Source organism: Pseudonocardia sp. P1 (genome assembly GCF_000178675.2).
Lineage (GTDB): Bacteria > Actinomycetota > Actinomycetes > Mycobacteriales > Pseudonocardiaceae > Pseudonocardia.
In genome coordinates, this window is record NZ_ADUJ02000002.1 from 334,858 (window position 1) to 357,087 (window position 22,230).

General features: G+C 68.5%; 12 protein-coding genes and 1 pseudogene. 5 read left to right on the plus strand and 8 right to left on the minus strand.

The features are described from left to right. Nucleotides 1–238 precede the first annotated feature (238 nt). The 3 genes from PP1_RS31020 to PP1_RS31030 all read left to right on the plus strand — a co-directional run bounded on the left by PP1_RS31020 (nt 239) and on the right by PP1_RS31030 (nt 1,897). Nucleotides 239–952, plus strand: a complete 714-nt coding sequence (locus tag PP1_RS31020) for a DUF3159 domain-containing protein (protein ID WP_010243362.1) — start codon at nt 239–241, stop codon at nt 950–952. 227 nt (nt 953–1,179) lie between these two features. After that, complete coding sequence (locus PP1_RS31025) at nt 1,180–1,383, plus strand: hypothetical protein (RefSeq protein WP_139324232.1); 204 nt, start codon at nt 1,180–1,182, stop codon at nt 1,381–1,383. A gap of 52 nt (nt 1,384–1,435) precedes the next feature. Continuing rightward, entirely contained in the window at nt 1,436–1,897 is a 462-nt protein-coding gene (locus PP1_RS31030; protein ID WP_010243366.1) for a VOC family protein, read from the plus strand. Between the two features lie 125 nt (nt 1,898–2,022). On the opposite strand, the gene PP1_RS31035 is transcribed toward PP1_RS31030, so the two are convergent. Both PP1_RS31035 and PP1_RS31040 read right to left on the minus strand, forming a co-directional pair. Then, nucleotides 2,023–2,409 carry a histone-like nucleoid-structuring protein Lsr2 gene (locus tag PP1_RS31035; protein WP_010243368.1) on the minus strand — a complete coding sequence of 129 codons (387 nt, stop codon included), beginning with the start codon at nt 2,407–2,409 and terminating at the stop codon, nt 2,023–2,025. Between the two features lie 820 nt (nt 2,410–3,229). Further along, nucleotides 3,230–4,006, minus strand: a complete 777-nt coding sequence (locus PP1_RS31040; protein ID WP_139324231.1) for a putative RNA methyltransferase — start codon at nt 4,004–4,006, stop codon at nt 3,230–3,232. Nucleotides 4,007–5,373: 1,367 nt separating this feature from the next. Between PP1_RS31040 and PP1_RS31045 the strand changes: the two genes are divergently transcribed. Beyond that, entirely contained in the window at nt 5,374–5,892 is a 519-nt protein-coding gene (locus PP1_RS31045; RefSeq protein ID WP_010243372.1) for a hypothetical protein, read from the plus strand. A 746-nt stretch (nt 5,893–6,638) separates the two neighbouring features. Beyond that, a pseudogene (locus tag PP1_RS31685) lies at nt 6,639–7,165 on the plus strand (PGN_0703 family putative restriction endonuclease). Here the strand turns inward: PP1_RS31685 and PP1_RS31050 are convergent. From PP1_RS31050 to drmD, 6 genes are read right to left on the minus strand one after another with little or no spacing between them, the layout of a single operon-like run. Next, the gene (locus PP1_RS31050; RefSeq protein WP_139324230.1) at nt 7,108–8,418 is read right to left on the minus strand and encodes a hypothetical protein; all 1,311 of its coding nucleotides are present in this window, start codon (nt 8,416–8,418) and stop codon (nt 7,108–7,110) included. The pseudogene PP1_RS31685 and the gene PP1_RS31050 overlap by 58 nt on opposite strands. Next, the gene (gene drmC, locus PP1_RS31055; RefSeq protein ID WP_010243380.1) at nt 8,415–9,173 is read right to left on the minus strand and encodes a DISARM system phospholipase D-like protein DrmC; all 759 of its coding nucleotides are present in this window, start codon (nt 9,171–9,173) and stop codon (nt 8,415–8,417) included. Before drmC ends, PP1_RS31050 begins: the two co-directional genes overlap by 4 nt. Next, nucleotides 9,145–11,214 carry a DrmB family protein gene (drmB, locus tag PP1_RS31060; RefSeq protein ID WP_010243382.1) on the minus strand — a complete coding sequence of 690 codons (2,070 nt, stop codon included), beginning with the start codon at nt 11,212–11,214 and terminating at the stop codon, nt 9,145–9,147. The genes drmC and drmB overlap by 29 nt, the downstream gene beginning before the upstream one ends. After that, the gene (gene drmA / locus PP1_RS31065) at nt 11,214–14,924 is read right to left on the minus strand and encodes a DISARM system helicase DrmA (protein ID WP_029240106.1); all 3,711 of its coding nucleotides are present in this window, start codon (nt 14,922–14,924) and stop codon (nt 11,214–11,216) included. The genes drmB and drmA overlap by 1 nt, the downstream gene beginning before the upstream one ends. Beyond that, a complete protein-coding gene (locus tag PP1_RS31070; protein WP_029240107.1) occupies nt 14,921–18,943 on the minus strand; it encodes an Eco57I restriction-modification methylase domain-containing protein in 4,023 nt (1,340 codons plus the stop codon). Before PP1_RS31070 ends, drmA begins: the two co-directional genes overlap by 4 nt. Beyond that, nucleotides 18,940–22,125, minus strand: coding sequence for a DISARM system SNF2-like helicase DrmD (gene drmD / locus PP1_RS31075; protein WP_083697425.1), 3,186 nt, complete (start codon nt 22,123–22,125; stop codon nt 18,940–18,942). The genes PP1_RS31070 and drmD overlap by 4 nt, the downstream gene beginning before the upstream one ends. Nucleotides 22,126–22,230: the final 105 nt, after the last annotated feature.

The window sequence follows — 22,230 nt, forward strand, 5'->3', positions numbered from 1 at the left end:
GGTGCTTCCTGATTGCGGCAGGCAGCTACCGGTGGTCACGGCTACTCCGCGCCGCGAGCTCCGCCGCTGACGACATCAACTCCGGTCACGGTGCGGCCGGGCGGGTCATGCCCTTCCGACCCGGCGACCGCTCCACGCGATAGTGACGCCGGTCATATCGGGGTTGAGGGTGCCGGAGCGGCACACCTTCTGCTGGGGACAGCTCACCCCGCTCCCCATCGGAAGAGGTTCGAAGACCATGACCGTCCAGGACCACGCCCCCCACCGCATCGACGACGTGGCGACCCGGCCGATCCCGGTGGTCCCCGCCGCAGCAGATGCAGCCGACGCCACGGCGGCCACCGGGCAGCCGAAGCCGACGCTGCTCGACCAGATGGGCGGCCCGATGGGGTTCGTCTACTCGACGCTGCCCGTCGTGGTCTTCGTGACCGCCAACGCGTTCCTGTCCCTGCCCCTGACCATCGCGATCGCGATCGGCTCCGGCCTGGCGCTGACCGTCTTCCGGACGGTGCGCGGCGAGAAGCTCACCGCAGCGGCGGGCAGCCTGGCCGGCGTCGCCGTCGCCGCCGGGGTCGTGGCCTGGACCGGCTCGGCCAAGGACTTCTTCCTGATCGGGATCTGGGCCGCGGCCGCCGGCTTCCTCGTCACCTTCGGCTCCGTGCTCGCCCGGCGCCCGCTGAGCGGCCTGGTCTGGAACGCCGTGCACGGCGGCACCCACGACTGGCGCGGCGACCGGACCGTCCTGCGCGCCCACGACGTCGCGACCCTCGCCGCCGCCGCCGTCTTCGGCGCCCGCTTCGTCGTCAAGGAGTGGCTGTACCTCGCCGACTCCACCACCTGGCTGGCGATCACCAAGGTCGCGATGGGCACCCCGCTGACCGTGCTCGCCGCCCTGGTCGTGGTCTGGGCCTTCCGCCGCAGCACCAAGCAGCTGATCGACGCCCCGGCCTGAGCCCCGGTGAGCCGATACCGGCTCCTTCGACGCGACCGGTCGGAGGAGCCAGCCGTTCGTCGCTCTCGGGTGACGGGCGCAGGAGAGTCCAGTTCGGTACGAACTCGGCCGTGAGCTGTGGCCGGTTGTGCAGGCCGAACCGGGCGTCACAGGCGAAATCGGGCAGCTGTGCCTCGTCGAGGCGATACCCTGTCGTCGAGGTCAGTTCGGGCCTGATGGAGGACACGATGGCAGCTGTTCCCACTCGTTCGGTGCCGCTGGGCTTTCCCACCCTGGTCGGGGCGGGCGGTCTGGTCGGGATGCTCGGCGTCGGCGGACAGCCGTGGCAGGTCGCCGTATCCGGATTCTTCGCCGCCGTCCTGGTCTGTACCGACGTCGTCCGTGGCTGGTCGACGGTCAGGGACCGGAGACGGCCCCACGGTGCGTCGTGACCACGGCAGCCTCCCGTCTGCCTTCTAGGTGGCGGGAATCGGAGCGCTGACCGTGTCGGATCCTGCAGGGTCGCAGTCCGTCGGTGACCTCACCGGCGCCGATATCGCCCCTGGCCCGCTGTCGCTGCTGGTGATCTACACCGAGCAGCTTGAGGCTTGTCGTGAGTTCTACAGCGGTCTCGGCTTGCGCCTGGTCCGCGAGCAGCACGGCGGCGGGCCGGTGCATTACTCGACCGAGCTCGAGCACGGCTTGGTACTGGAGATCTATCCCGGTGCACCTGACCGCAGCACCAATCGGCTCCGTCTCGGCATCACAGTTCTCGCCGGCCCGGGTGTGCCGACCGGTCGCGAGACCCGCACAGACCCCGACGGACGCGTCATCATGCTGACGGTCGCGCCGGGCGCCCCACTGAGCGTACCCGGGCGCACTGAGCCGCTATCGCCGCAAGACCTGGACGAGATCAACCGCGCGCGGGCCGCCCGCGGCGAGGCACCGCTCAGAGGGGACGTCTAGCGCGGCCCGGCCGCGACGCAGCGCGGTGTTTGCCCCAGCCCAGTTACTCCGGCCTACGCCGTATCGGAGTCGGTACGGCAGCCCACGAATGCCGGGGTCTGTAATTCGCTTATGTCCTGCGCCGGTCAGCCGCTGAACTGGACGGTGTTGCCCGGAGCGCGGGTGGAGCCGCTCTGCTTGGCGTGGGCTTCCATGATCTCGGCGGGGAGGCGGCCTCGGTCGGAGACGGTGTAGCCGTTCTCGCGAGCCCATGCCCGCACTGCCTGGTTGTGTGCCCGGGCCTCAGCACCGGTTGTGCTGACGGCGCTTGCCTTGCCGCGGCCACGACGGGTGGCCGTGGCGCTGCTACGAGCGGCGGTCAGGAACGGCGCGAGCTTGTCCCGGAGTTCGCCGGCGTTGCTGGTCGACAGGTCGATCTCGAACTGCTTGCCGTCGAGTCCAAACGACACGGTCTCGTCGGCTTCTCCGCCGGTGAGGTCGTCGATGAATCGGACGGTGTGGATCTGCGCCACGGCGGTCTCTCTTCTGCTCGATCGGTATTCGGCCATAGGCTACCCAACCCCAGGGGCAACAGACCGGGGTGTTCCGGTTTCGTGACATCCGCCGGCTCCCGATATCCGATACCTGCCGCCTGTTCTGCTCGACGGGCGATAGCCGGCGTCCCGCCCGGCTGTAACTGTCGACACCAGTTCCGCCCGCCGTAGGCGGGTGGCGAGCAGTTTCCGGTCGACCGGCGGCCGTGCTCGAGCGCCAGCGGGTCCAGCCGCGCGAGCGGTCGGTGTGCCACACCGGAACAGCGGGCTCCGCCCAGGTCCAGCCGTAGCTCTCGACCGCCTGCTCAGAGCTGCATAGCGCTTGCGCAGAGCAGTTAGTAGAAACCGCGGACCCGTCTCAGGAGGCGGAGGCGACACGGTTTCTCGGCGGCGCACTCGCGATTTCAGCAGTCTACAGTTGGCCGTCGCGTTGGCGATGGCGCCGGAGCCCGGCGCGGATCGTGAGCTTCGCGATCGGCAGTACCGTGGTCTATCTGGTGAATCGACGCCGGACATTCGCCTCGCGTCGAGGCGGATGAGAGATCGGCGCCGTGGCGCTCGTGCTCGTGGCGACCCTGCTCTCGTCGACGCGACGAACGCGCTGGCACTGGCCATGCTGCCCGACCCGGTATGGCGGATCTCGCTGGCGTGGGTGATGTCGCAGGGCGTAGCAACATTGTTCCACGTCCACTCCGCGGGTCCTCGTCTTCCCGGCTCGGCGCCGCGGCCTTCCACTGCGGGAGGTGACCGGTCACCGGGACAGACCGGGTTCGAGGGCATCGGCGGGCGACGGCCGGATCTATCCACGGCGTCGGAGTCCGACGACGTCGATCGAGGCGGTCACCCCGACCAGGGGTGGTAGTCGCGCAACTTGCGCCTCGATCTCTCGCTCGTCGAGGTGGTGGCCGGTGGGTCCCATACCGAGCAGGTTCGCCACCTCGGGCCTGGACAGCGCCAGTCGCCATGTCACCGGCTGGCGGATGACCGGTTCGAACGCCCGCAACGCCGCCTGCAGGCGTTCGCGCTTACGTGGGGCTACTCCCAGGGTTCCGTCGAGTCGGCGCAGCTCGTGGAGGTGGTCCGGTGCTGCCGTGGCGATGAGGAGTACGCCGTCGTCGGCCAGGACGCGGTCGATCTCGGTGATGTTGCGTGGTCCGAAGACGTTGAGGACGTGGGCTGCGGTGCCGGGGGCCAGCGGCAGCTCTTCCCAGGCGTCGGAGGCGATCGCGGCGGCTCGGGGGTGGGCTCGTGCGGCCCGGCGTAGGGCTGCCGGTGACAGGTCGGTGGTCAGCCCCCAGTGCTGGGTCAGGCCGTCGAGCACAGCGCTCAGGTAGTGGCCGGTGCCGCCGGCCAGGTCGACGACCAGTCTCGGCTCGGTCGGGGCGAGCTCCACGGCGACCGAGGTCAGGGTGGAGCGCAGCGGTCGGTAGTGGTCCTGGCCGAGGAAGTGTTCGCGGCGGGCCACCATGGCGGTGCTGTCGCCGCGGTGTCGCCTGCGGCCGCCGCGGAGCAGGGAGACATAGCCCTGGCGGGCGATGTCGAAGGAGTGCCCTGCCGGGCATGCCAGGTTCCGCATGGCCGACGGAGGGTGGCGGCGCAGTGCGGGCAGCGCAGCCACTGGTTGATCTCGAGCAGGGCTGCGGGGTGCGTCGGGCTGTCGGTGGTGCCGGCTTCGTGGCCGGCGGGGGTGGTGTCCACGGTCGCGTCGTCCCGGTTCGTGCTACGGGGAACGCGGCGCCACGCCTACACATCGGGTCCACGTCGACACGGGTGAGGCCGGACCGGTCGGCGGCGTGCGCCGCCTCAGGCGGTGCGGGGGCGCTTGGCGATTGGGATCCACATGCCTACGACTCTACCGACGGTCGTCAGCGCTGCCGGCTGAGCTTCGAGGTCGTCGCGGGGCACGGTCCGGAGGGAGGCCCCTGCGCGGCACCCGTTAACGGCGCGCATTGGGGACCGGGCGCGAGCAAGCCGACGGCCTCCCGGGAGAAGTGGGCCCGGCCGGTGTTTCCCGTCAGCGGCGGCTACTTCGGCCATGCAGGCGGGGCGCCACGGCGATCAGCACCTGCACCGCCGAGCATCGGCGCGTGCGCGTAGCCGCGCTCCGGCGTCGGCCCGCCGACCGTCGCCGGGCGAAGGGTAGTGCGGCGTCAGCGGTCGCCGGCGAGTAGGGACAGTCCGCACCTGGCCACCACCACCAGCTGCGCATCGCAGCGAGCACCGGGCGGCGAGCGCTCTGACAGTCACGGACGATTCCGGCGTCTGCGCAGATCGCTGATCGGGTCACCGGTCCTGACCGCTCCCCCGCTCCGGGCTGTGACGGACCCGCCCTCCGGCGGTCGCCGTGGTGTCGGCACGCGCCTGCTTGTACCCCCGTGGCGGGGTTGGGTTGTCGTTCCTTCGTTGACGGTCCGTTGACGTCAATGAAACATTGACATCTAGAGATCGATACCGCTGCGGGGCGTGGAGCTTCGTACATAGCCAGGGACGCATCTATCGCTGACCGAGCGACGAGGTCGGACCTGCCGCCGGTGTGTCAGCGCGCGACGCAGCCGTGGCTTGAAACGCTCGTTCGCCATCGACGTGGCAGGCACTCGGCGGCGAGCTCGGTTTGTTCTGCGGGATGCGGTGTGGTCGGTCCATGCAGGTGATGGCGGTGAGCGCGTTGCGGTCGTAGATGTAGCGCCCGTCGACGTCGCGGCCGCAGACCACGTCGCCCAAACCGAGGAGCGTCGCCGCGCCCGGCTGCGACGTGGGTGAGCCGTCTCCTGCAGCAGGCAGCAAGGTTGACAGGGCTGCGCACCACACCTCCAAGACGACGAAGCGGCTTCGACTCACTCCGGGACCGTTACGGAGCAGTGGGTGGTCCCGCCTCCGGTCGCACTTCCCGATCGAGGACGGTCGCCCACTGAGCGTCAGGCGGCGACGGGCAGACTGGTCGGCGTGACACAGATCGTTGCCGCCTTCGCCGGCGTCCTGTCTGCCACTGCCGCACTTCTTGCAGTAGTGATAGCCCGCATGACATTCCGTGGGCAGCTCATGGAACTCGCCCGGCAGGCACATATCGACCTCACCACCGGCGAGGTGGCCCAGGCCCGCAACGTCCTCGGAGGAGTCTCCTTCCAGGAGAGTGAGCGGATCCGGGCTGGTGATATCGAGGCGACTAGGCAAGCCTGGTTCACCGTATTGTGGTGCTTTCAACGGCTCGCTGCCGCCCGGCACCGGATCGCATCAGCTGGGCGCGTCGGCCGCGCCCCGCTGATGTACTTCGACGAGTTGGTCGGCGACCAGCTTCGTTTTATGAACGAAGACTACGACGTGGTCCGCCCGCGGATCCTCCGCGCTGTTCCCGCATTGTCAGACTGCGACTCGAAGAAGAGCTTCCCCGCCCTCTTCAACGGCGTCCACCAGGGCCGCTACGAACTCGGGCTTTGGGCCCAGTCAAGCAGAGAACACGCCTAGTCCGGGCGCTCCTGCATTCCATCCGCAGCGCCGCATAAGCGAGCGGCCCCAGGCCTCGCTGCGCCGCCTCCCACGCACCACGGGCAAGGAGAGACCCTTCGCAGGAGTGACGGCAGTCGGTACCCCGGGGCCGCTCTCGACACGAGCGCGCCCGGTTGGAGATGCCGCCCCGCCGACCACCATCTCGTGTCTGTGCGGTCCATCGGACGCTGCGGCACTCGCGTTTCCCTACATCGGCACTCTCATCAGGACTGTGGACGCCGAGTAACATGCGAATGCCGTTACGCGCTGCACTCGGCATGATCATCCACCGCATCGTCGCTGCCGCGTCCCTCGTGCTTCTGGCCTCTCAGCTGGCCGGCTGCTCGTCCGAGCCGCCTGAGTACCGCATCTTGGTGACCGAGCCGTCCAGCAACATGGCCAGCGACGGACAGCTGTTCGTCCATTGGTCGTGCGACGCCTCGGTGGACCCCGCAACCCGATACCAGGGTCACCAGGATGCCCTCTGGCGAAGCGAGACCGCCCCTGAGGGTGCCAGCCTTCTTGACACCAGCGCGTCGTGTCCGTCGGGGTCCCTGTTGACCGTTCAGGTGGACGCAGCGGTCATGGAATTGACCCGCCCGACTCAGCTGCGATGCGAGGTGTTTAACGCAGACGGCCAGCGAGCGGCCGACGAGACGGTCAGCCGCGGGCTCGGGACCTCCGACCCAGTCTGCCGAGTACCGGTCGCTCGCTAGTCCCGAAAGATGAAGTTGCGACGGCAGCAGGTGCAGGGGGCAGTCGCGGAGGCTCCGTCGACGGGCGCGCTGCTGTCGCGTCCGCGGCTGTGGGTCGATCTGCTCCCGAGCCAACCGTTGTGTTTCAACCTGTTCGCTCCTCTGGCGGCCGACCTGGCTCTCGCCACCGCCACGTTGCGCCCGATCTAGCCCGACGTCCGTAGCGTCCTCGGCATCCGCTTCGAGTGGTCACCGGGACGGGGCGATCCGGCCTATACGGCGAACCGGTCGGCGTTCGACATGTTCGTCGAGTACGACCGGAGGATCGAGGGCGGAGCTTTCTTGGCATCGAGGTGAAGTATCACGAGGACCTGCGTGGCACGCCGGCCGCGGACAGGGACGGTCGCTACCTCGAGATCGCGAAGAGGCAGGGCGTCTTCCGGGAGGCGTCATTGCCGGAGCTGTCGGTGCTGCCGCTGCAGCAGATCTGGCTGGATCATCAGCTCGCGCTCACGACTCGCCCTCGACGCCGCGGTCGACGAGGAGATAGGTGTTGATCTCGCCGACCCGCGGGCTTGCGCGGCTGATGGATGCGGGCCAGCTCGAGCAGCACGACGATGGCCGACGATCCGGTGTCGAGCCAGGCGGTTGCGGCACGCAGGTCCTCGAGCTCGGTCGTCGCAGGGTTGAGGGTCTCGTCGTCCACGGTCAGTACGACGGTGCCGGCCTCGATCGCGGCTGCCAGATCCGCCGTCGACAGCTCCGCGGGAATGGCGGGCTGGCCGTCGAGCATGTCGACGGCCAGCTGCCGCACCTCGGCTAGGGTGAGTCCTCGGCCGAGCTCGCGGACCTGTTCCAGCCCACGGCGGCAGAAGTCGGCCCAGACCGAGGCGATCGCCTCCTGCCAGATGTCCTTGACCGCCAGCGCGGCCCATCGATCCGCGACGGCCTGGTGGGCATCGCCTCGGACGGCGTCGGCGGCCCAAAGCCGATGCCGGAACTCATTGGCATCGACGGCGACATCAGCGGTCACATCCACGAGGCTCAGGAAATGCGCGACGGAGGCGCGGCGCCGCGGCAGCGTGTCGTCCTCGCTGTCAGCGCTCGGTTCGCCGGTGACGAGCGCGGCCTGCAAGGCCACCTGCTCTGTGGGGCGGTCGAGCAGGCGACACAGGCAGGCGCGCTCGGCGTAATTCTGGACCACTACGGCCGGGAGCGGTTCGTCACCACCGAGGAAGCGGCGGACGTACTCCGTGTCCCCCACAGCGTCGCGGTACTCCTCGACAACCTGTCGGGCCCGGGCGGAGTCGGGCCGCAATACGTCGATCGGCGTCGGTTCCTCGCCCAGCATGGTCCCGGCGCGGGCGACGAGACCCAGAGTGATCATCGGAGACCGGTAGTACAGGCCGTACCCACCAAGCGCCTGCTGCACCGACTCACCCCGCGGCAGAATGGCCAGGTCATCGGGCAGCGCACGGAGCCGGCGCGCCCCGACCGGGCTGTACCGGCACCCGTGTGGGCAGCGCTCCACGGCCAGCCCCAGATCCCACTCGCTCGCCCGGATGAACCGCCCCAGCTCCGCCATGCTCGGCGGCAGCCCCCGGACCCGGTACTCGTCGAGCAGGAACGCATGAAACGCGAAGTACCGGGCGACGGAGGACAACTCGAGGATGCCGGGGATCAGCCAGGGCAGGTAGCGGTCCTGGGTCATCGACAAGTACCCCAAGGGGTCCTGGCCCTCACCGACGCGAAGCCCGGGCCGGATCCATTGCGGTCCGACCGGGGCCACCGGCTCCACACCGTCGTTCATCGGCGTGGACCCGTAGCAGGCAGCGCCCGTTCGTACAGGGCGTCCTCTGCCCGCCGCATCTCGGACTCGACCGCCTGCACGAGGTTCGTATTGTCGGCTAGCACTCCCAGCTCGACGTTGCCGTGCTCGGCGCTCCACGAGAAGTTCGCGCTGGTCACCAGCAGGAAACGATGATCGATGGCGAGAAACTTCGCGTGGTTGCGAACGTAGCCGCCGCCGAACTCCCTGGTGTGCATGACCACCCCGGGGCGTAGGTGGTCTGCCACCTCCCTGGTACTTGGTGCCGATGCATGGCCGGCGGCCTTTCGGTCGACATAGACGCGGACCGCGATCTCCGGTCGGAGTGCCGCCGCGCGCAGGGCGGTCCACAACGCGGAGCTGCGCTGGAAGTTGAAGGTGGAGCAGGTGACGGACTGGCGGGCGCTGTCGACGAGGTGTGCCACCGAGCTGGTCAGCGGCCCGCTACGGGCGAGGTGGCCGGGCATCGTCCACAGAGGGTCGATCGCGGTAGTAGACGAGCGGGCGCCCTCGATCGCCCGCAGGACGGCCACTGCCTGCTCCCGGGTGAACTCGCCGAAGCGTGGGGCGAGTAGGTCCCGCAGGGGGGGACGCCTTCCGACGATCACCGCCTTGAGCGCCGCGGTGACCGTGTCGCCGTCGGCCAGCCGGTCTGCGATCTCCTTCGCCTCGGTGCCATTGAGCAGGCGGCCCAGCTCACGGGATGCCTCAGCGGACGGATGCGAAGAACCCAACATCGCTCCCCGGAAGGTCGAGCAGGAACCGGCGGTCTAGGAAGCGGTTGGCTCTCTCGCACGAGGTCTCCGACGCCATCACGCAGCAGTGGCAGGCGGCGCCGTGCAAGAAGTCCTCCGGGTCCTGGGGGGTGCGCATCGCGCAGATCGGATCGGACGAACAGCGTTCGGCCCGGTAGAGCGCGGCGGAGACGACCCGTTCTAGCCGGTCCGGCGTGCTGAGCTGCACGAGCCCGCCGAGGGTGCCGTCGCTGTCGGACGCCGTCGTACAGATCAGTAGACCCGCGGCCGGCGCCCGCCCGGGCGCAGACGGCCAGGCGTAAAGCCGCTCCGACAGACTCGCGGCGGAGTAGCCACAGGTCATCGCCAGCTCGCGGATTAGAACGTGGGCAAGGGTGTGCACCAGCCAGTAGCGGGGCGGCTTGAGCCGGGTGTCCGGATGCACCGTCTCGGCGGTTTCAGAGAACCGTCGTTCGAAATTGCGGCGATGCGCGTCCCGGTGGTCCTCCCACAGCTCGGTGGACAGGATCCGGCTTTCCCATGCCGCTACTGCGTCGCCGTCGAGCTGCAGGAAGATGCCTTCGCCGCGGTCCTCAGTGGCCACAGTCCATGCCGGACGCTCAGTACGCATGAGCGGAGCAAGCCGCCGGGGCAGGTCGCCGACGCGGTCCATGTCGTCGATGCGGGTGAAGCCGACCAGCGCGTTGACCTTGCGCAGCCGCTCCACGGCCAACACGCGGGTGATCGAGGCCGGCAGGTCTGGTCCGCGTTCCATCTTCGACAGTGTCAGGCCGCTCGCGGGGTCCTCCTGGTGCGGGCCGATGGGGTCGCGCTGCAGGTAGTCCCACTCGGGGACGAGCAGCTCGACGGGATCCCAGTCCCGGATCCGTTCCTCCTGCTCCTCGCGGGTGGTCGATGGCTGGTTGGCCGCGGTGACGGCGTCGGCCAGCTGCGCGTCGGAAAGCTCGGTGACGTCGACCCGGCCGTCCAGCACGTCCCGCAGCGTGTCCAGGTCGTCGCGATACTTCACGAGCTTGTCGCCGAGGGCCAGGCGGATCTCGTCAGCGACGTCGGCGGCTCGCTCGGCCTTCGACTCCGGCATTACGATCACCGACTGGGTTGCCGGGAACCACAGGTTGGACGCACCGACCAGGATTAGCTTCGTCTTGTTCTTGCATCCGTTGACGTCGAACGCGTCGAGATGGGGGTGACGGCCGCGGCAGTCCGGCAGCTTGGTGCGGCCGACCTCGCCCTGGGCTTCGGTCATCGGGCGACGCAGCCCGCAAGATGCGCATTCGATGACGGCAGACGCGCCCTTGCCGACGGTGCGATCGACCATGCGCAGCGCAGGGAACTCCGCCTGCGCGCAGCCCTGACCGTGGTGGACCCACTGGTCGTAAGGGAACTCGTCGAGGTGGCCATCAACGCAGGCCAGAAGGTAGCGGGCAGGCACGGCAGGGCGCCGGGCCGCCTTGCGCCCTCCACGACCGTTGCGCCCTGGCCGGCCGGTGCACTTGGCGTGCTCGAATCCGGCGAGATCGGTGCGGAAGGGGTGGGTATTGCGGTAGTCGAACTGGGCAAGGCCGGCGAGCATGTCGCATCCGGTGCAGCGTAACCACTGCGGAAACACCCGGGCCGGCACTCCCAGGTCGCTGCCCTCGGTGGAGTGCACGTTCTTCTTCGGCTGCCATGGGTAGGGCCGCAGCTGGACGTCGGGCGAGCGGAGCAACATGCGCACCACGTCGCGCAGCCGGGGAGCGCGAATCTGCGGAATGCCGTCGCGGCGACGCCAGATGCGGTCCCAGTCGTCGAGGCCGGCGGGCATCACCGTGAACTGCGGCAGATCCATGATTGCGCCGGGGCCGTAGGTGTAAAGCAGCGACGACGGGCGACCCGACCCCACCTTCGCGCGGTTGTGCTTGGTGCCCTTCTCAGCCTCTTGGTCGGCATCGCCGAGCGGGTCGACCGGGGAGGCCGGGTCGTAGTGGAACCGGCCCTCGGCGCTGACGCTCGTCCCTGCAAGCAGGTCTTCGGCGCTTGTCATCAGTCCTCCTCCGGCATCTTCCAGGTCGGTGAGCCGGGCGGGGCGACGTACACCAGGTTCTCCGTGATCGGGCTGACCAGCAGGTTGATCTCCGGCTGCACCTCGCGCATGGAGTTGGCCACCACGAAGGGCGCCGCGTCCTTGCTGGTCGCCATCGCGCGCGCCATCTCCGGGCTCGTCATCAGCGCGCCCTGGTGGGCCTCGTCCGGTGTCCGCTCGTAGGCCAGCGCCTTGGAGAGGTTCTTCAGGTACGTTCGCCGCTTGCTCCATTGGTCGAGGCGGTTGGTCAGGCGCTGGCGCGCACGTTCGGCGCTGTCGTCGTCCGATGCCAGCCGAACACGCTCGACCAGCGCGTCGATCAGATTGATGACGGCGGCGCGTTCGTCGTCGATCCGGCCGGCCGACTGCTCGGGCGAGAGCCCCTCGGTGACGATCGCGTGCTGCACCCGCGCCGCGCTGACGAGGACCCCATCGAGGCCGCGTTCCAGTGACGTCACCGAGAACGGGGTCACCGACAGCGCCTCGACCTGCCGGTAGAACGTCTCGTGGTAGTGCCGGAACTGCTCGAAGTGCGCGAGGTCCCGCGGGCGGGCCCAGTTGCCGAGGCTGACGACCAGACCCGGCCGGCCCGGGTCCCGGCCCACGCGCGAGGATGCCTGGATGTACTCGGCGGTGTTCTTGGGCTGCCCGACCACGAGCATCAGCCCGAGCCGGGTGACGTCGACACCGACCTGCAGCATCGACGTGGCTAGCACCGCGTCGAACGGGTTGGTCTCCCGCTTCGGCACCGACTTGCCCGCTTCGCGCAGGTCGCGCAGCTGCCGCTTGCCGTCCGCCGAGTCGAAGGTGGGGTCGAACTCGACGGCCATGTGGTCGAGCGTCCCGGTGATGTCGGCGCTCGCGACCCGTGAGGTCAGCTCGGCGGTGTGCAGGTTGCCGTAATCGGTACCAGAACGACTCGGCAGCAGCGACCACGGTCGGCGCTTGGCCAGCGCGGTTTGCACGTCATCGCCGAGATAGCGCGCCATGCCGGCCAGCTCCCGGATCGCGCTGAAGTAGCTGACGAGTGTCATGTAGGGGTCGGCGGCGCGCCCGGAACGGTCGAGCAGCAACTGCGCGCCCGCCATCAGGATCTCGGCGACCCGAATCTCCGCGGTCGTCAGGCGCACCCCGGTCGTACTGATCCCCACATAGCGCCGCCCGGGGAACTCCTCCGACACCGGCGCGTCCTTGGAGAAGAACGTGCGGCCGGCGTCGAGCACCTGCGGCGGGAAGATCGTGACGTGCCGTCCGTAGAGGGCGCGGACCTGGTCGGGCGCGTTGCGGGCGGTGGCCGTGGAGGCCACCAGCAGCGGCCGGACCGACCGTCCCTGTTGGTCGCGCCACGATGTGAGGATGTCCACAGCCACCTCGAACAGCCCCACCGTGGTACCCAGCGCACCGGTGATGAGGTGCAGCTCGTCCTGAATGATCAGGTCCGGCGGCCGGAGCCGGCCCACCGGCCGGACCGCCGCGGGTGGCGCCCCGTCCTTGCCCTTGGGGTGCTTGCTGCCGTCCTTGATGTCACAGAAGCTGTAGTCGGGATGGACGTAACCGTGGCGCCCGCAGCGCCGGTCGACGAACCCGAACAGCGCGGCCGCCGCACCCTCGCGGGCGAGCCGGGCGAACTTGTCCACCGTGGCGATGACGAACGCCGGCGCGAGTCGGTAGATCTCCTCGTCGATGGTGAGGACGGGCAGACCCTCCTGGACCGTCCCGCCCTCGGCGAACGGGCACCCTGCCAAGTCGTCGCCGCACCGCACGTACACGCGTCGTTCCGAGGCGACGGCCTGGATGTCGCGGGCGGTGATGCGGCTGCCGCACCACGGGCAGCGCTGGATCTGCAGCACAGTGAGCCGATGCCCGCGGCCCTCGTTGACACTCTTGAGCTGCTTGTCGGCCTCCTCCCACCACTTCGGGCTGACATCCGTGCCGACCCACAGCCCGATCCGGAACGGCTCCTCCCCCCAGGTGGCCGGGTCCTTCTGCCGGGTCAACTCGGCGGCACAGACGAGCGCGGTGGCGCGCTGGAACTGCTGGGAGGTGAGCAGCCGCAGCGTGTAGCGCATCAACACAGCGACGCCGTCGCGGCCGTCGAGCGTGCCGTCGGGGGTGTCGACGACGCCCTGACGGCGACGGATCGCGAACGTGTACGCCGCGAGCCCGAGGTAGGCCTCGGTCTTGCCACCGCCGGTGGGGAAGAACAGCAGCTGGGCCCGCGCCATGTTGCCGCCGGAGCGCTTGGGCGCGGCCGGGTCGGTGAGCAACGGGAGTTGGGCGAGGATGAACGCGAGCTGGAAGGTGCGCCACGAGTGGGCGCGGGCGCCCTTGTCGTCGAGAACGGCGGCGCGGGCGGCGGCGATGTCCAACGTCGGGTTCTTGGCGCGAAGTTCGGCGATCTGGGTTTGGATGCGCTGGTCGGCCATCACTCGGTTCATGAACCGGAAGCAGCGCAGCGGTTCGTCGTCGGTGGCGTCCAGGAGGTGGTCAAGTCCGTCGGCGAGCTGCTGGGCGACCTGGCGTGCCTCGATGACGGCGTCGTGGGCCTCGTCGCGCAGGTGCTCGGGCAGGTCGGCGGCGCGCTGTTCCTCGCCGTCGAGCCACTCCCGGTAGCCGGTGATGATCGGCGTCAGCCCGGCTTCGAGGGCGCCGCGGTCGGCTGTGGCAAGGTCCTCCATGTCCAGCAGTGCCGCCTCGACCTCCTCGGCTGTGGTCTGCGGGGTCTCCGACGTCGGAAGCCAGGTTGTCCACACCGAGGTGGCCCGCCGCTTGTCAGGGGCGACAGCCCAGTCGACGGAGCACGTGCGGCCCAGCGCGAACTCCAGGCGGTCGCGGTACTGCAGCCGCAGCCGCCGCAGCTCGTCGTCGCGCTCGTCACGGGCGTCGAGCAGCGGGTCAGTGACCGGCAGGAACACCTCCGCGCCGCCGGCGTCGACGGTCAGCCTGGTCTGGTAGAGCCAGGCGTCGACGGGAATCTTCCGCGGGGTCACCTTGTCGTTGCACAGCGCCACCTCGATCATGCGGCAGCCGCGATCAGCGTCGTCGTAACGGTCGACGCGCAGCACGACCTTGTCGTGCAGCACGTAGGTCTTCGTCGTGCCGAGGACGAGGTCGGCGACCCGCACCGTCGTGGGGAACTCCATAGGTGTGCGCTGGTACTTGCGCGCCCGCGGTGAGTCGGAGCGTTCGTCGGCTACCGACTTGTAGGTACCCCAGGTGGCGAGCACGGTGAACGTCTCGAGGTCGGTGGGGATCTGAAAGCGCAGCCCCATCGACGCGGGGATCATCAGCCCCCGCTGCTGCGGCTGGTCCTCGGCCGAATCCTCGTCGGCCGACGGGGTGCTCTCGTCGACTGCGGTGACCGGCACGCCCCGGCTCTCGTCCGCGTCGACGGCGTCGCCCACGTCGGTGGCGGCCTCCGGGTCGTCGGCGGTGGTGGGGTCGTCGCGGCCGGCGGTGAGCCGTGCCGGAGCGATCCGCCCGACTAGATAGGCCGAGTCGGGCGAGCCACTAAGCAATTCGCGGGGACCATTAGCCGGGCCGAGCAACTCACGTTCGAGGATGTCAGACAGGTTCTCCCGGGCTGTCCACGACCGCCCGTCCGGCTCGTGGGTGAGCTGGAACGGCGGCCGCTCCTCCCGCCGGACCACCTGGGGAATCGATGTGGTCATTCGTCCACTCCCTCAGTGTCCTCGGCCTCGGCCCGGGGCAGCGCCTCACCTTGCGCCGCGGCCCGGCGATGGTTCAGTTCAAGCAACCGGTCCATGACCTCCACCCGAGCGGTCGGGCTGACGGTCCAACGGCACATCTGGCGGTAGGTATGGAAGCCGTGCTCCAGCGGGAGGTCATCCCAGCCATAGGCAGCTATTACGGTCTCGTCTAGCTCGACATGGATCTTCCGGAGACGCGCCGAATCGGGGTCGGCCGCGTCGGTGATCTCTGGGTCATTGACGCGGTTGTAGAGCGTCGTCAGCCCGAACTTTCGACGTGCCATTATCCCGTTACGTTCAGCTTCGAGCGATTCACCGATTGCAGCTAGACGTGCGGTATAAGTTGGACGAGGGAAAGTCTCGAAGCAAGTTCTAGGATTGTATGTTGGATCCGTACGCATTGTAGTTCCGTACTTGACTGCCCACGCCTGATGCAAGCTGGATGATAGCACTGCCTGGAGGGCAAACGAGTCGTCGGCGAAAACCGTGAGTGAGTCACTGAAGACCTGACGAGCCGACACTCGGAGCGGCATAGCAGTCTTACTGACCCGAGTAAGTGCGAGAACATACTTGCGATCCACGAGCGCCTTTCGTAAGGCAGGTCTAGACCTAAAGAAGAGCCACCACGGCGCCGTCCGGACCGCCTGCGCCTTCTTCGCTCGGTCAGACTTTACTCGATCCCTCAGTCGAACGTACGGCAATTCAAATCTCTTGGCAGCCTCTTCCGACCGGTCATTGAAATCAATTACCCATCGCGAAGGAAGTCCCTCCGGACTTCCGTTCAGGTCTTCGCCGTTCAAGTATGGCGAGAGTACTTCGGCGTTCCTTCCGTCCTTCTCAATCCACTCAAGAGCTTCCTCCTCATCAATTACGAAACCCATGCCTTGCAGGTAACAGCCGACGAATGCCACGCCCAAGTTCTCGGCAAGTCGGTGTGGTGCGCCAACGACGCGCCCACTTGGCTCCAAAAGAGTGGAGATCCTTTCCACGGCCAGGTTGTCAGCTACCCGCTCGACACTCCCATCAACCGCTCCGCGAGTCGCCCATACCGCCGCATACTCCAGGGAGGCACTCGCGACCGGCCATGGCTGACTCTGAATGGTCCGCACGATAGTGAAGCCCGAAGCAACTATCTGGTCGAGACCAACCTCACGAGTATCACCCTGGGCAATCGTATTAGTTGCGATAAGGCCTAGATTTCCACGACAATTCAGCAACCCAGAGGTGCGCAGGAAGAAGTACGCCGCCAGGTCTGCATTTCCAGGGGTGCCGTTAGCAAGTACGTGCACCATCCAGTTTCTAATATTGGAGCCAACAGCACCTGAAACCTTCTTGCCTCCAAGAAACGGCGGATTGCCCACGATTGCGTCGAAGCCACCGTTCTCCATCACGTCCGGAATAGCCAGAATCCAGTGCAGTGGCTTCCAGCGCTCGTAGTCCGTCTTCGATGTCGGGGTGAGGCCAGACTCCAGGATGCCGTCGAGCATCTCTCGATTCGGATCCGACCCGTCGACCGGGTGGGCATGGCCAATCGCAATCTGCAGGCCCTTGTACGCCTCTCGCAACGCCTTGCCTCGCTTGCCGCCGAGCCGCAGCCCGGCGGCCACTACTCCGTCGGCGACGTCCACCAAAGTGCGGGTGAGGTCCTGATATTCCCCCCATTGCCGCCTCTTGGCAGCAGCCGAACGCTGAGGGTCGGCGTCGTCGACCTCCGTAGCGAGTCGCCGGCGCAAGTTCACGGCTTTTGCCAGCACGCCATCAACGTCCAGGTTCGACAGCATCATCTGGGCGCTGGCAGGTTCGGGATGAATGTGCTGGTACTTCAGCTGCTGCTCGTCGGTGAGGCCGAGTAAGGAATTGCCGTGCAGCACCTTATCGTCGACGAAGGAGAACGGCAGCTTCGGATCCAGCGACACCAGCCAGAGGGAGAGTTTGCACATCTCCACGGCCATGCCGTTGATATCAGCGCCGTAGAGGCAGTTTGCCACGACCTTGCGGATTGCCTGGGTGTGCAGTTCGTGTGCCGAGCCGGTGGCCACCCCCTCGCGGTGGTAGGCCTCGACCAGCCGTGCGGCAAGGTAGCGGGCGGCTGCCACCAGGAACGCGCCGGAGCCGCAGGCGATGTCGGCGATCTTGAGGTCGAGCAGGCGGTCCGAGGACAGCGGTGTCCAGTCGGCCGAATCGGGCTTCTGGTGCGGGCCCGGGTCGAACACCAGCGGCTGCAGCGCATACTTCACGACCTCCTCCGCCAGCGAGCGCGGCGTGTAGTGCGCGCCGGCGGTGGCGCGGGACGGCGTCTCCACCACCACGAGCCCGTGGGGCTGCACGACCAAGGGGCGCTTGCGCAGGTCGCGGCGGATGATCCCGACGAAGGGCCGCAGCCGCTCGCGCAGGCCGGGTGCCGTGGTCACCGCACGCAAGGCCCGGTCGGCGTCCTCGATTTCGTCGTTCGTGCGGATCGCCTTGGTCAGCGCCGACTTCGACACTGGTGACGCCGCGGGCTGGCTCACTTTGACTGCGGCCAGGATCGCGTCGGCGCGCTTCGCCGGGTCGCAGTGCGTCTCGGCGAAGTTCTCCAGCTCAGCGAGCGTCATTTCAGGCTCCTCGCCGGGCTTGCCGATCAGTCCGACGGTCACCTCGTCGACGGCCACGCACGAGTAGCCGAGCAGACCTTCGTAGATGTAGCCGATCTGCTCAACATCGATGTCGCGGAAAGAGATCCGCCGCGCGGGCTGGCCCTTGAGCTGGGCCACCTGCACCGCTCGCAGCACCTCCAACATGACCCGGTCGCTGACCGTGACCGCCAGCGGGCCGCGCTCACTGCGGGTGGTCAAGAACGCGAACCGGTCGGGATCGAACAGAGACCCGCCGTAGGACGGCAGCCGCAGGTCCTCGAACGACGCCCCGCGGTAGAGGGCCAGCGAAGTGGCCAGCAACCGGTGCCAAGTTAGGTGCGTGGCGTCCAGCGCCTCGCTGCCCTCCCGGAGGGTGCGGCCGTCGAGGGCGTCGAGCTCGGCGCTGATGCCATAGCCCGCGGCAAACAGCCGGCCCTGCGGGAGCAGGCCGCGCTCCTCGGCGAACAGCAGGAACACCACCCGCATCAGCACCGTGACCGCCGCCTCGTATACCTGCGAGCGATTTGCGGGCAGCGGGTCCGGCTCGCCGCGGTCGCGCGCGTCCAGCGCGGCCTCCGACAGGGCCTGCACCAGGAGCTCCACCGCGCGACGGACCTGCACACCGAGCGCCTCGGTGATCTCCTCCGCGGCGGCGACCGAGTCCTTGAACATTTCGGGCAGCCGGTCCCCGACCTGGCCTGCGACCAACCGTCGGCGCGAGAGCAGTTCGATGAACGCATTGCGCGTCGCTGGCTCCTCCACCCAGGTCTGCGCGTCGACGATCCCGGAGGCCACCATCGTCTCCGGCCGGGCGCTGACAATCGCCCACCACCGCCCGTCGGTGACCACGCCGATCGATACCGACGCGCCCCGCAGTAGCTCTTCCATGCGGTCGATCGGGCTGGTGGCCCAGCCGTCGGTTAGCGGGTCGCGCAGTGAGTCGACGGGGTCGACGACGAGCACCAGCGCACCGGTCACCTCGCCGTGGGCGAACGTGCCGGTGGCAGCCACCTCGACCACGTGGTCGGGCGAGCGCACCGTGGAAGTCGTCGACGGGCCGTAGGCTGAGGCCCAGCCCAGGACGTCGCGGAGCACGATCTGCACCCAGGCGTCGCGAGCGGCCCGGTAGCGCTCCAGGGGGCCCTCTCGCTTGCGGTCCCAGTCCTCCCACGCCTTCTCGAACTCTGGCTTGGCGTCCTTCAGCGCGGCAAGGGCGTCATCCGCGGGTTGTGGGATCCCGGCGCCGTACACCCGGGTCAGTGCCGGAACGGCGAGGAACGGTCCGTCGGTGTCGACGAGCTCCAGCCATTGCCGGTGCAGGTCCCCCGCCGTCGGAGTGGGCCGTCTTGGACGGGGCCGCCTCATCGGGCCACCGTCCCCGCCTGGGCGTCCTGCGGGGTCAGCGCGAAAACCACGGCCGCCGCCGATACGTGTGGCTTGACGTCAGCATACCGGTCGGTGATGGCGGCTACCTCGCGCTGCTCCTCTTCGTCGAGGCTTTCCAACCGGTCGCGCATCGCCTCCAGGTCACGGCGGCGCTGCTTCTGCTGGTCGTCGGTGAACAGCATGTCCTCCTGGGTGCGGATCTCCCCCGCCAGCTTTGTGCGCGAGTCGTGCAGGTTGGTGCGAAATGCCCCGAAGATCTCCCGCGCCCGGGCGACGTCGGCGGCGCGGCGCGTGTCGAGGGCCTCGGCCACCGTAGCCTGCCGCTTGCCGGCCTTCTGACTCATCGCCGCGAGCAGCCGGGTGCGCAGCCGCGACCCGTCTGCGTTCCACTCCTGTGCCAGCGCGCCCCGCACGTTGTCGTCGGCGAGCGTGAGGTGTTCGGCGTCCAGGGCGGCGTCAAGGACCGCCTCTACCTTGGCCTCGGCCATCGCCTGCCCGCGCACCCGGATGCCGGTGAGGAACACCTCCTCGTGCAGCCGCAGCCCGCCCCGCCCGACCAGCACCAGCCGCGACACGGCGGCGACACACGATTCCGGCAGGCCCTCCACTACCACCGCCGTGACGCGGTGCACCGGCGACTCGACGCCGAACAGCGCGCTGCGCAGCAGCCGTGTTGAACGCCGCATCAGGGCGTGCCCCAGGTGGACGTGCACCAGGTCTGTCCGCTTCACCGTTGCCTGCTCGTCGAACGTGATCGAACGCAGGACGTCCGGTTCTAGACGGGTGGCCAGGCCGTCAAGCGCGGGCTGCCACGCGGGCCCCAGCGCCGGGACGGCGAACACCTGCGCATCGGTGTCCTCGTCACCGACCTCCACCAGCGGCGGCTGTGCGGTGAGGGCCAGCGCGGCGTCCACCACACGACGCGCATTGCCCGGCGTCAGGTGCATCTCGACCTTGCGCTCCGCATAGGTCTGCGACAGCTCGGTGAGGCGGCGGTTCAGCTCCATACCGCCGGCGAGCGCCCGCGTGATGATCGCGTCCCCGCTCTCCGGGGCGACCCGGCCCTTCTTCCGAGGTCGGCCGGCGAAGTGCTCCTGCACGTCGGCGTCGATGATCTGGTTGACCGAGCCGAGATCGTTCGCGACGGTGCCGACCTTCTCCGCGATGCGGCGCATGAAGTCCATGTCCGCGGCGTAGGTGGACGACGTGGAGTCCGGCGCAAAGTGGTAGATCTCCGGCACCTCCTGCTGCCCGTAGCGGTCGATGCGGCCGATCCGCTGCTCGAGCCGCGACGGGTTGAACGGCACGTCGAAGTTGATCAGCCGGTGGCAATGGTCTTGGAGGTCGATGCCCTCCCCCGCGGAGTCGGTGGCCAACAGAACCCGCACGGCGCTCCGCCCGGGGGGTTCGGTGACGGGCGAGGTGAACGCAGCCCGGATGTCCTCGCGCTCGTCGGAGGAGGTGGACCCCTGGATGACACCGAGGACATCGCGGTAGCCGTGCTGGCTAAGAACCCGCGTGATCCAGTCGAGCGTGGCGGCGTACTCGGTGAACACGACGACGCGTTCGTTGGTCCACGTCTTTCCGTCCGGCCGGCACACGGCATCGAGGTAGGTGATCAGCCGGGTGAGCCGGGAGTCGGGACGGTGCTCATAGCTGCGCCCCCAGGAGACGAGGGCACTGACCTCCTGCGCAGAGGCGGACCCCAGCGGGTCGGACGCCTTGTGCTGCCGCAGGGCGGTGAACTCGGGATGCTGGATGTCGCCTTCCTCTTCGTCGGACTGCTGGCTACCGAGCACCTCCTGGTAGTACTCCTCATCCTCGAGGTCCGGCAGGGCGCCGGCCGCGGCGGCGGTCTCGTAGAGCTCCAGGGTGCGGGCGAAGGACCACGGGCTCGACAGGAACCGCTTCTTGAGCAGCAGGGAGACCATGTCGCCCGAGCGGCCCTTGCCGTTCGCGCGGGCGCTTTCGGTCAGGATTCGATCGAGCGTGGCGAAGCGCGCCTGCTCGTCGTCGCTCGGGGTGAAGTCCAGCGCGGCGATTCGGCGCGGTCGGAAGCCCTTCCCCGTCAGCTCGGCCTTCAGCCGACGCACAGCTACATCGCGCAGGGCCGTCTCGTCGAGCATCGCGCCCCGGCTGAACCGCCGACCGTCGATCATCTCCAGCAGCGCGGTGAAGGACTCGGAGTATCCGTTGTGCGGAGTGGCGGACAGGAACAGGCGGTGCTCGCAACGCTCGGCGAGCGCCCGGGTGGCGACCGTGCGGGCGCTGTCAACGGCGTAGCCGCGGTGGCCGCTCGCCGTACTCGGGCTCGCCGGGGCGACGTGGTGGGCCTCGTCGACCACGAGGACGTCGAAAGCGAAGCGGCGCGCCAGGCTCGTGTCGTGTACGTCGGCGTACACGCTGCGCAGCAGGCGCTGGGCCCGCAGTGACGGCAGCCACGCCATGCTGACGATCACCCGCGGGTGCAGCCGGAACGGGTTGGCGGCGAGGCCGTGGCTGCGGCGGGTCTCGGCAAGCAGTTCGCTGTCAACGATGACGAAGTCGAGTCCGAACTTGTCACGCATCTCGGCCTGCCATTTCAGGCGCAGGCTCGGCGGGCAGACGATCACGACCGAGCGAGCGCGGTGACGCAGCAGCAGCTCCTGGATGACCAGGCCGGCCTCGACCGTCTTGCCCAGGCCTACATCGTCGGCCAGTAGCAGGTTGGTGCGCGAGGACTGCAGCGCCCGGCGCAAGGGTTCGAGCTGGTAGGCCTCGACATTGGCGCCGCTACGGAACGGGGCCTGATAGGAATCAGCGTCGGCGGAGGTGACCGCACCCCAGCGCACCGCGTCGACGTAGGCGGCGAGGGTGTTGGGGTCGTCGTAACCGTCGGCGGTGACGGTGTCCGGAAGTCCCTGGTCAGGGGCGACGGTGTGGCCCACCTCCAGCTCCCAGACAACCGCTAGCTCTTCGCCGAGACGGTCCTCCTCTAGCGACTGCAAGCTCACGACGTGTGTCAGGCCCGGGGAGCCCTCGTCGGCAGGACTGCGTGGAAGCCCCTGCCTGCGAACATCGGCCACTGCCCAGGTTGAGCCACGCACGTTGACGATCTGGCCCGGCTCTGGAGCAAGGGGCATCAACTCGACTCCGGAAGCATGCTCAAGCCCAGTCGTCATCGGTCCCCCATCGCATACTCACACCCTTGGCTATCCGTGCGTCACAGATCCACAGCACAGATGGCGACACTGTGCCGCTTCGTTGCGATTTTCGCAAGTGCTTGC

Bases quoted from the DNA above. Each gene is read 5' to 3' on its own strand.
- PP1_RS31020 (WP_010243362.1), top strand. From the start codon at position 239: ATGACCGTCCAGGACCACGCCCCCCACCGCATCGACGACGTGGCGACC.
- PP1_RS31025 (WP_139324232.1), top strand. From the start codon at position 1,180: ATGGCAGCTGTTCCCACTCGTTCGGTGCCGCTGGGCTTTCCCACCCTG.
- PP1_RS31040 (WP_139324231.1), bottom strand. From the start codon at position 4,006: ATGCGGAACCTGGCATGCCCGGCAGGGCACTCCTTCGACATCGCCCGC.
- PP1_RS31050 (WP_139324230.1), bottom strand. From the start codon at position 8,418: ATGAACGACGGTGTGGAGCCGGTGGCCCCGGTCGGACCGCAATGGATC.
- drmC (WP_010243380.1), bottom strand. From the start codon at position 9,173: ATGTTGGGTTCTTCGCATCCGTCCGCTGAGGCATCCCGTGAGCTGGGC.
- drmB (WP_010243382.1), bottom strand. From the start codon at position 11,214: ATGACAAGCGCCGAAGACCTGCTTGCAGGGACGAGCGTCAGCGCCGAG.
- drmA (WP_029240106.1), bottom strand. From the start codon at position 14,924: ATGACCACATCGATTCCCCAGGTGGTCCGGCGGGAGGAGCGGCCGCCG.
- PP1_RS31070 (WP_029240107.1), bottom strand. From the start codon at position 18,943: ATGAGGCGGCCCCGTCCAAGACGGCCCACTCCGACGGCGGGGGACCTG.
- drmD (WP_083697425.1), bottom strand. From the start codon at position 22,125: ATGACGACTGGGCTTGAGCATGCTTCCGGAGTCGAGTTGATGCCCCTT.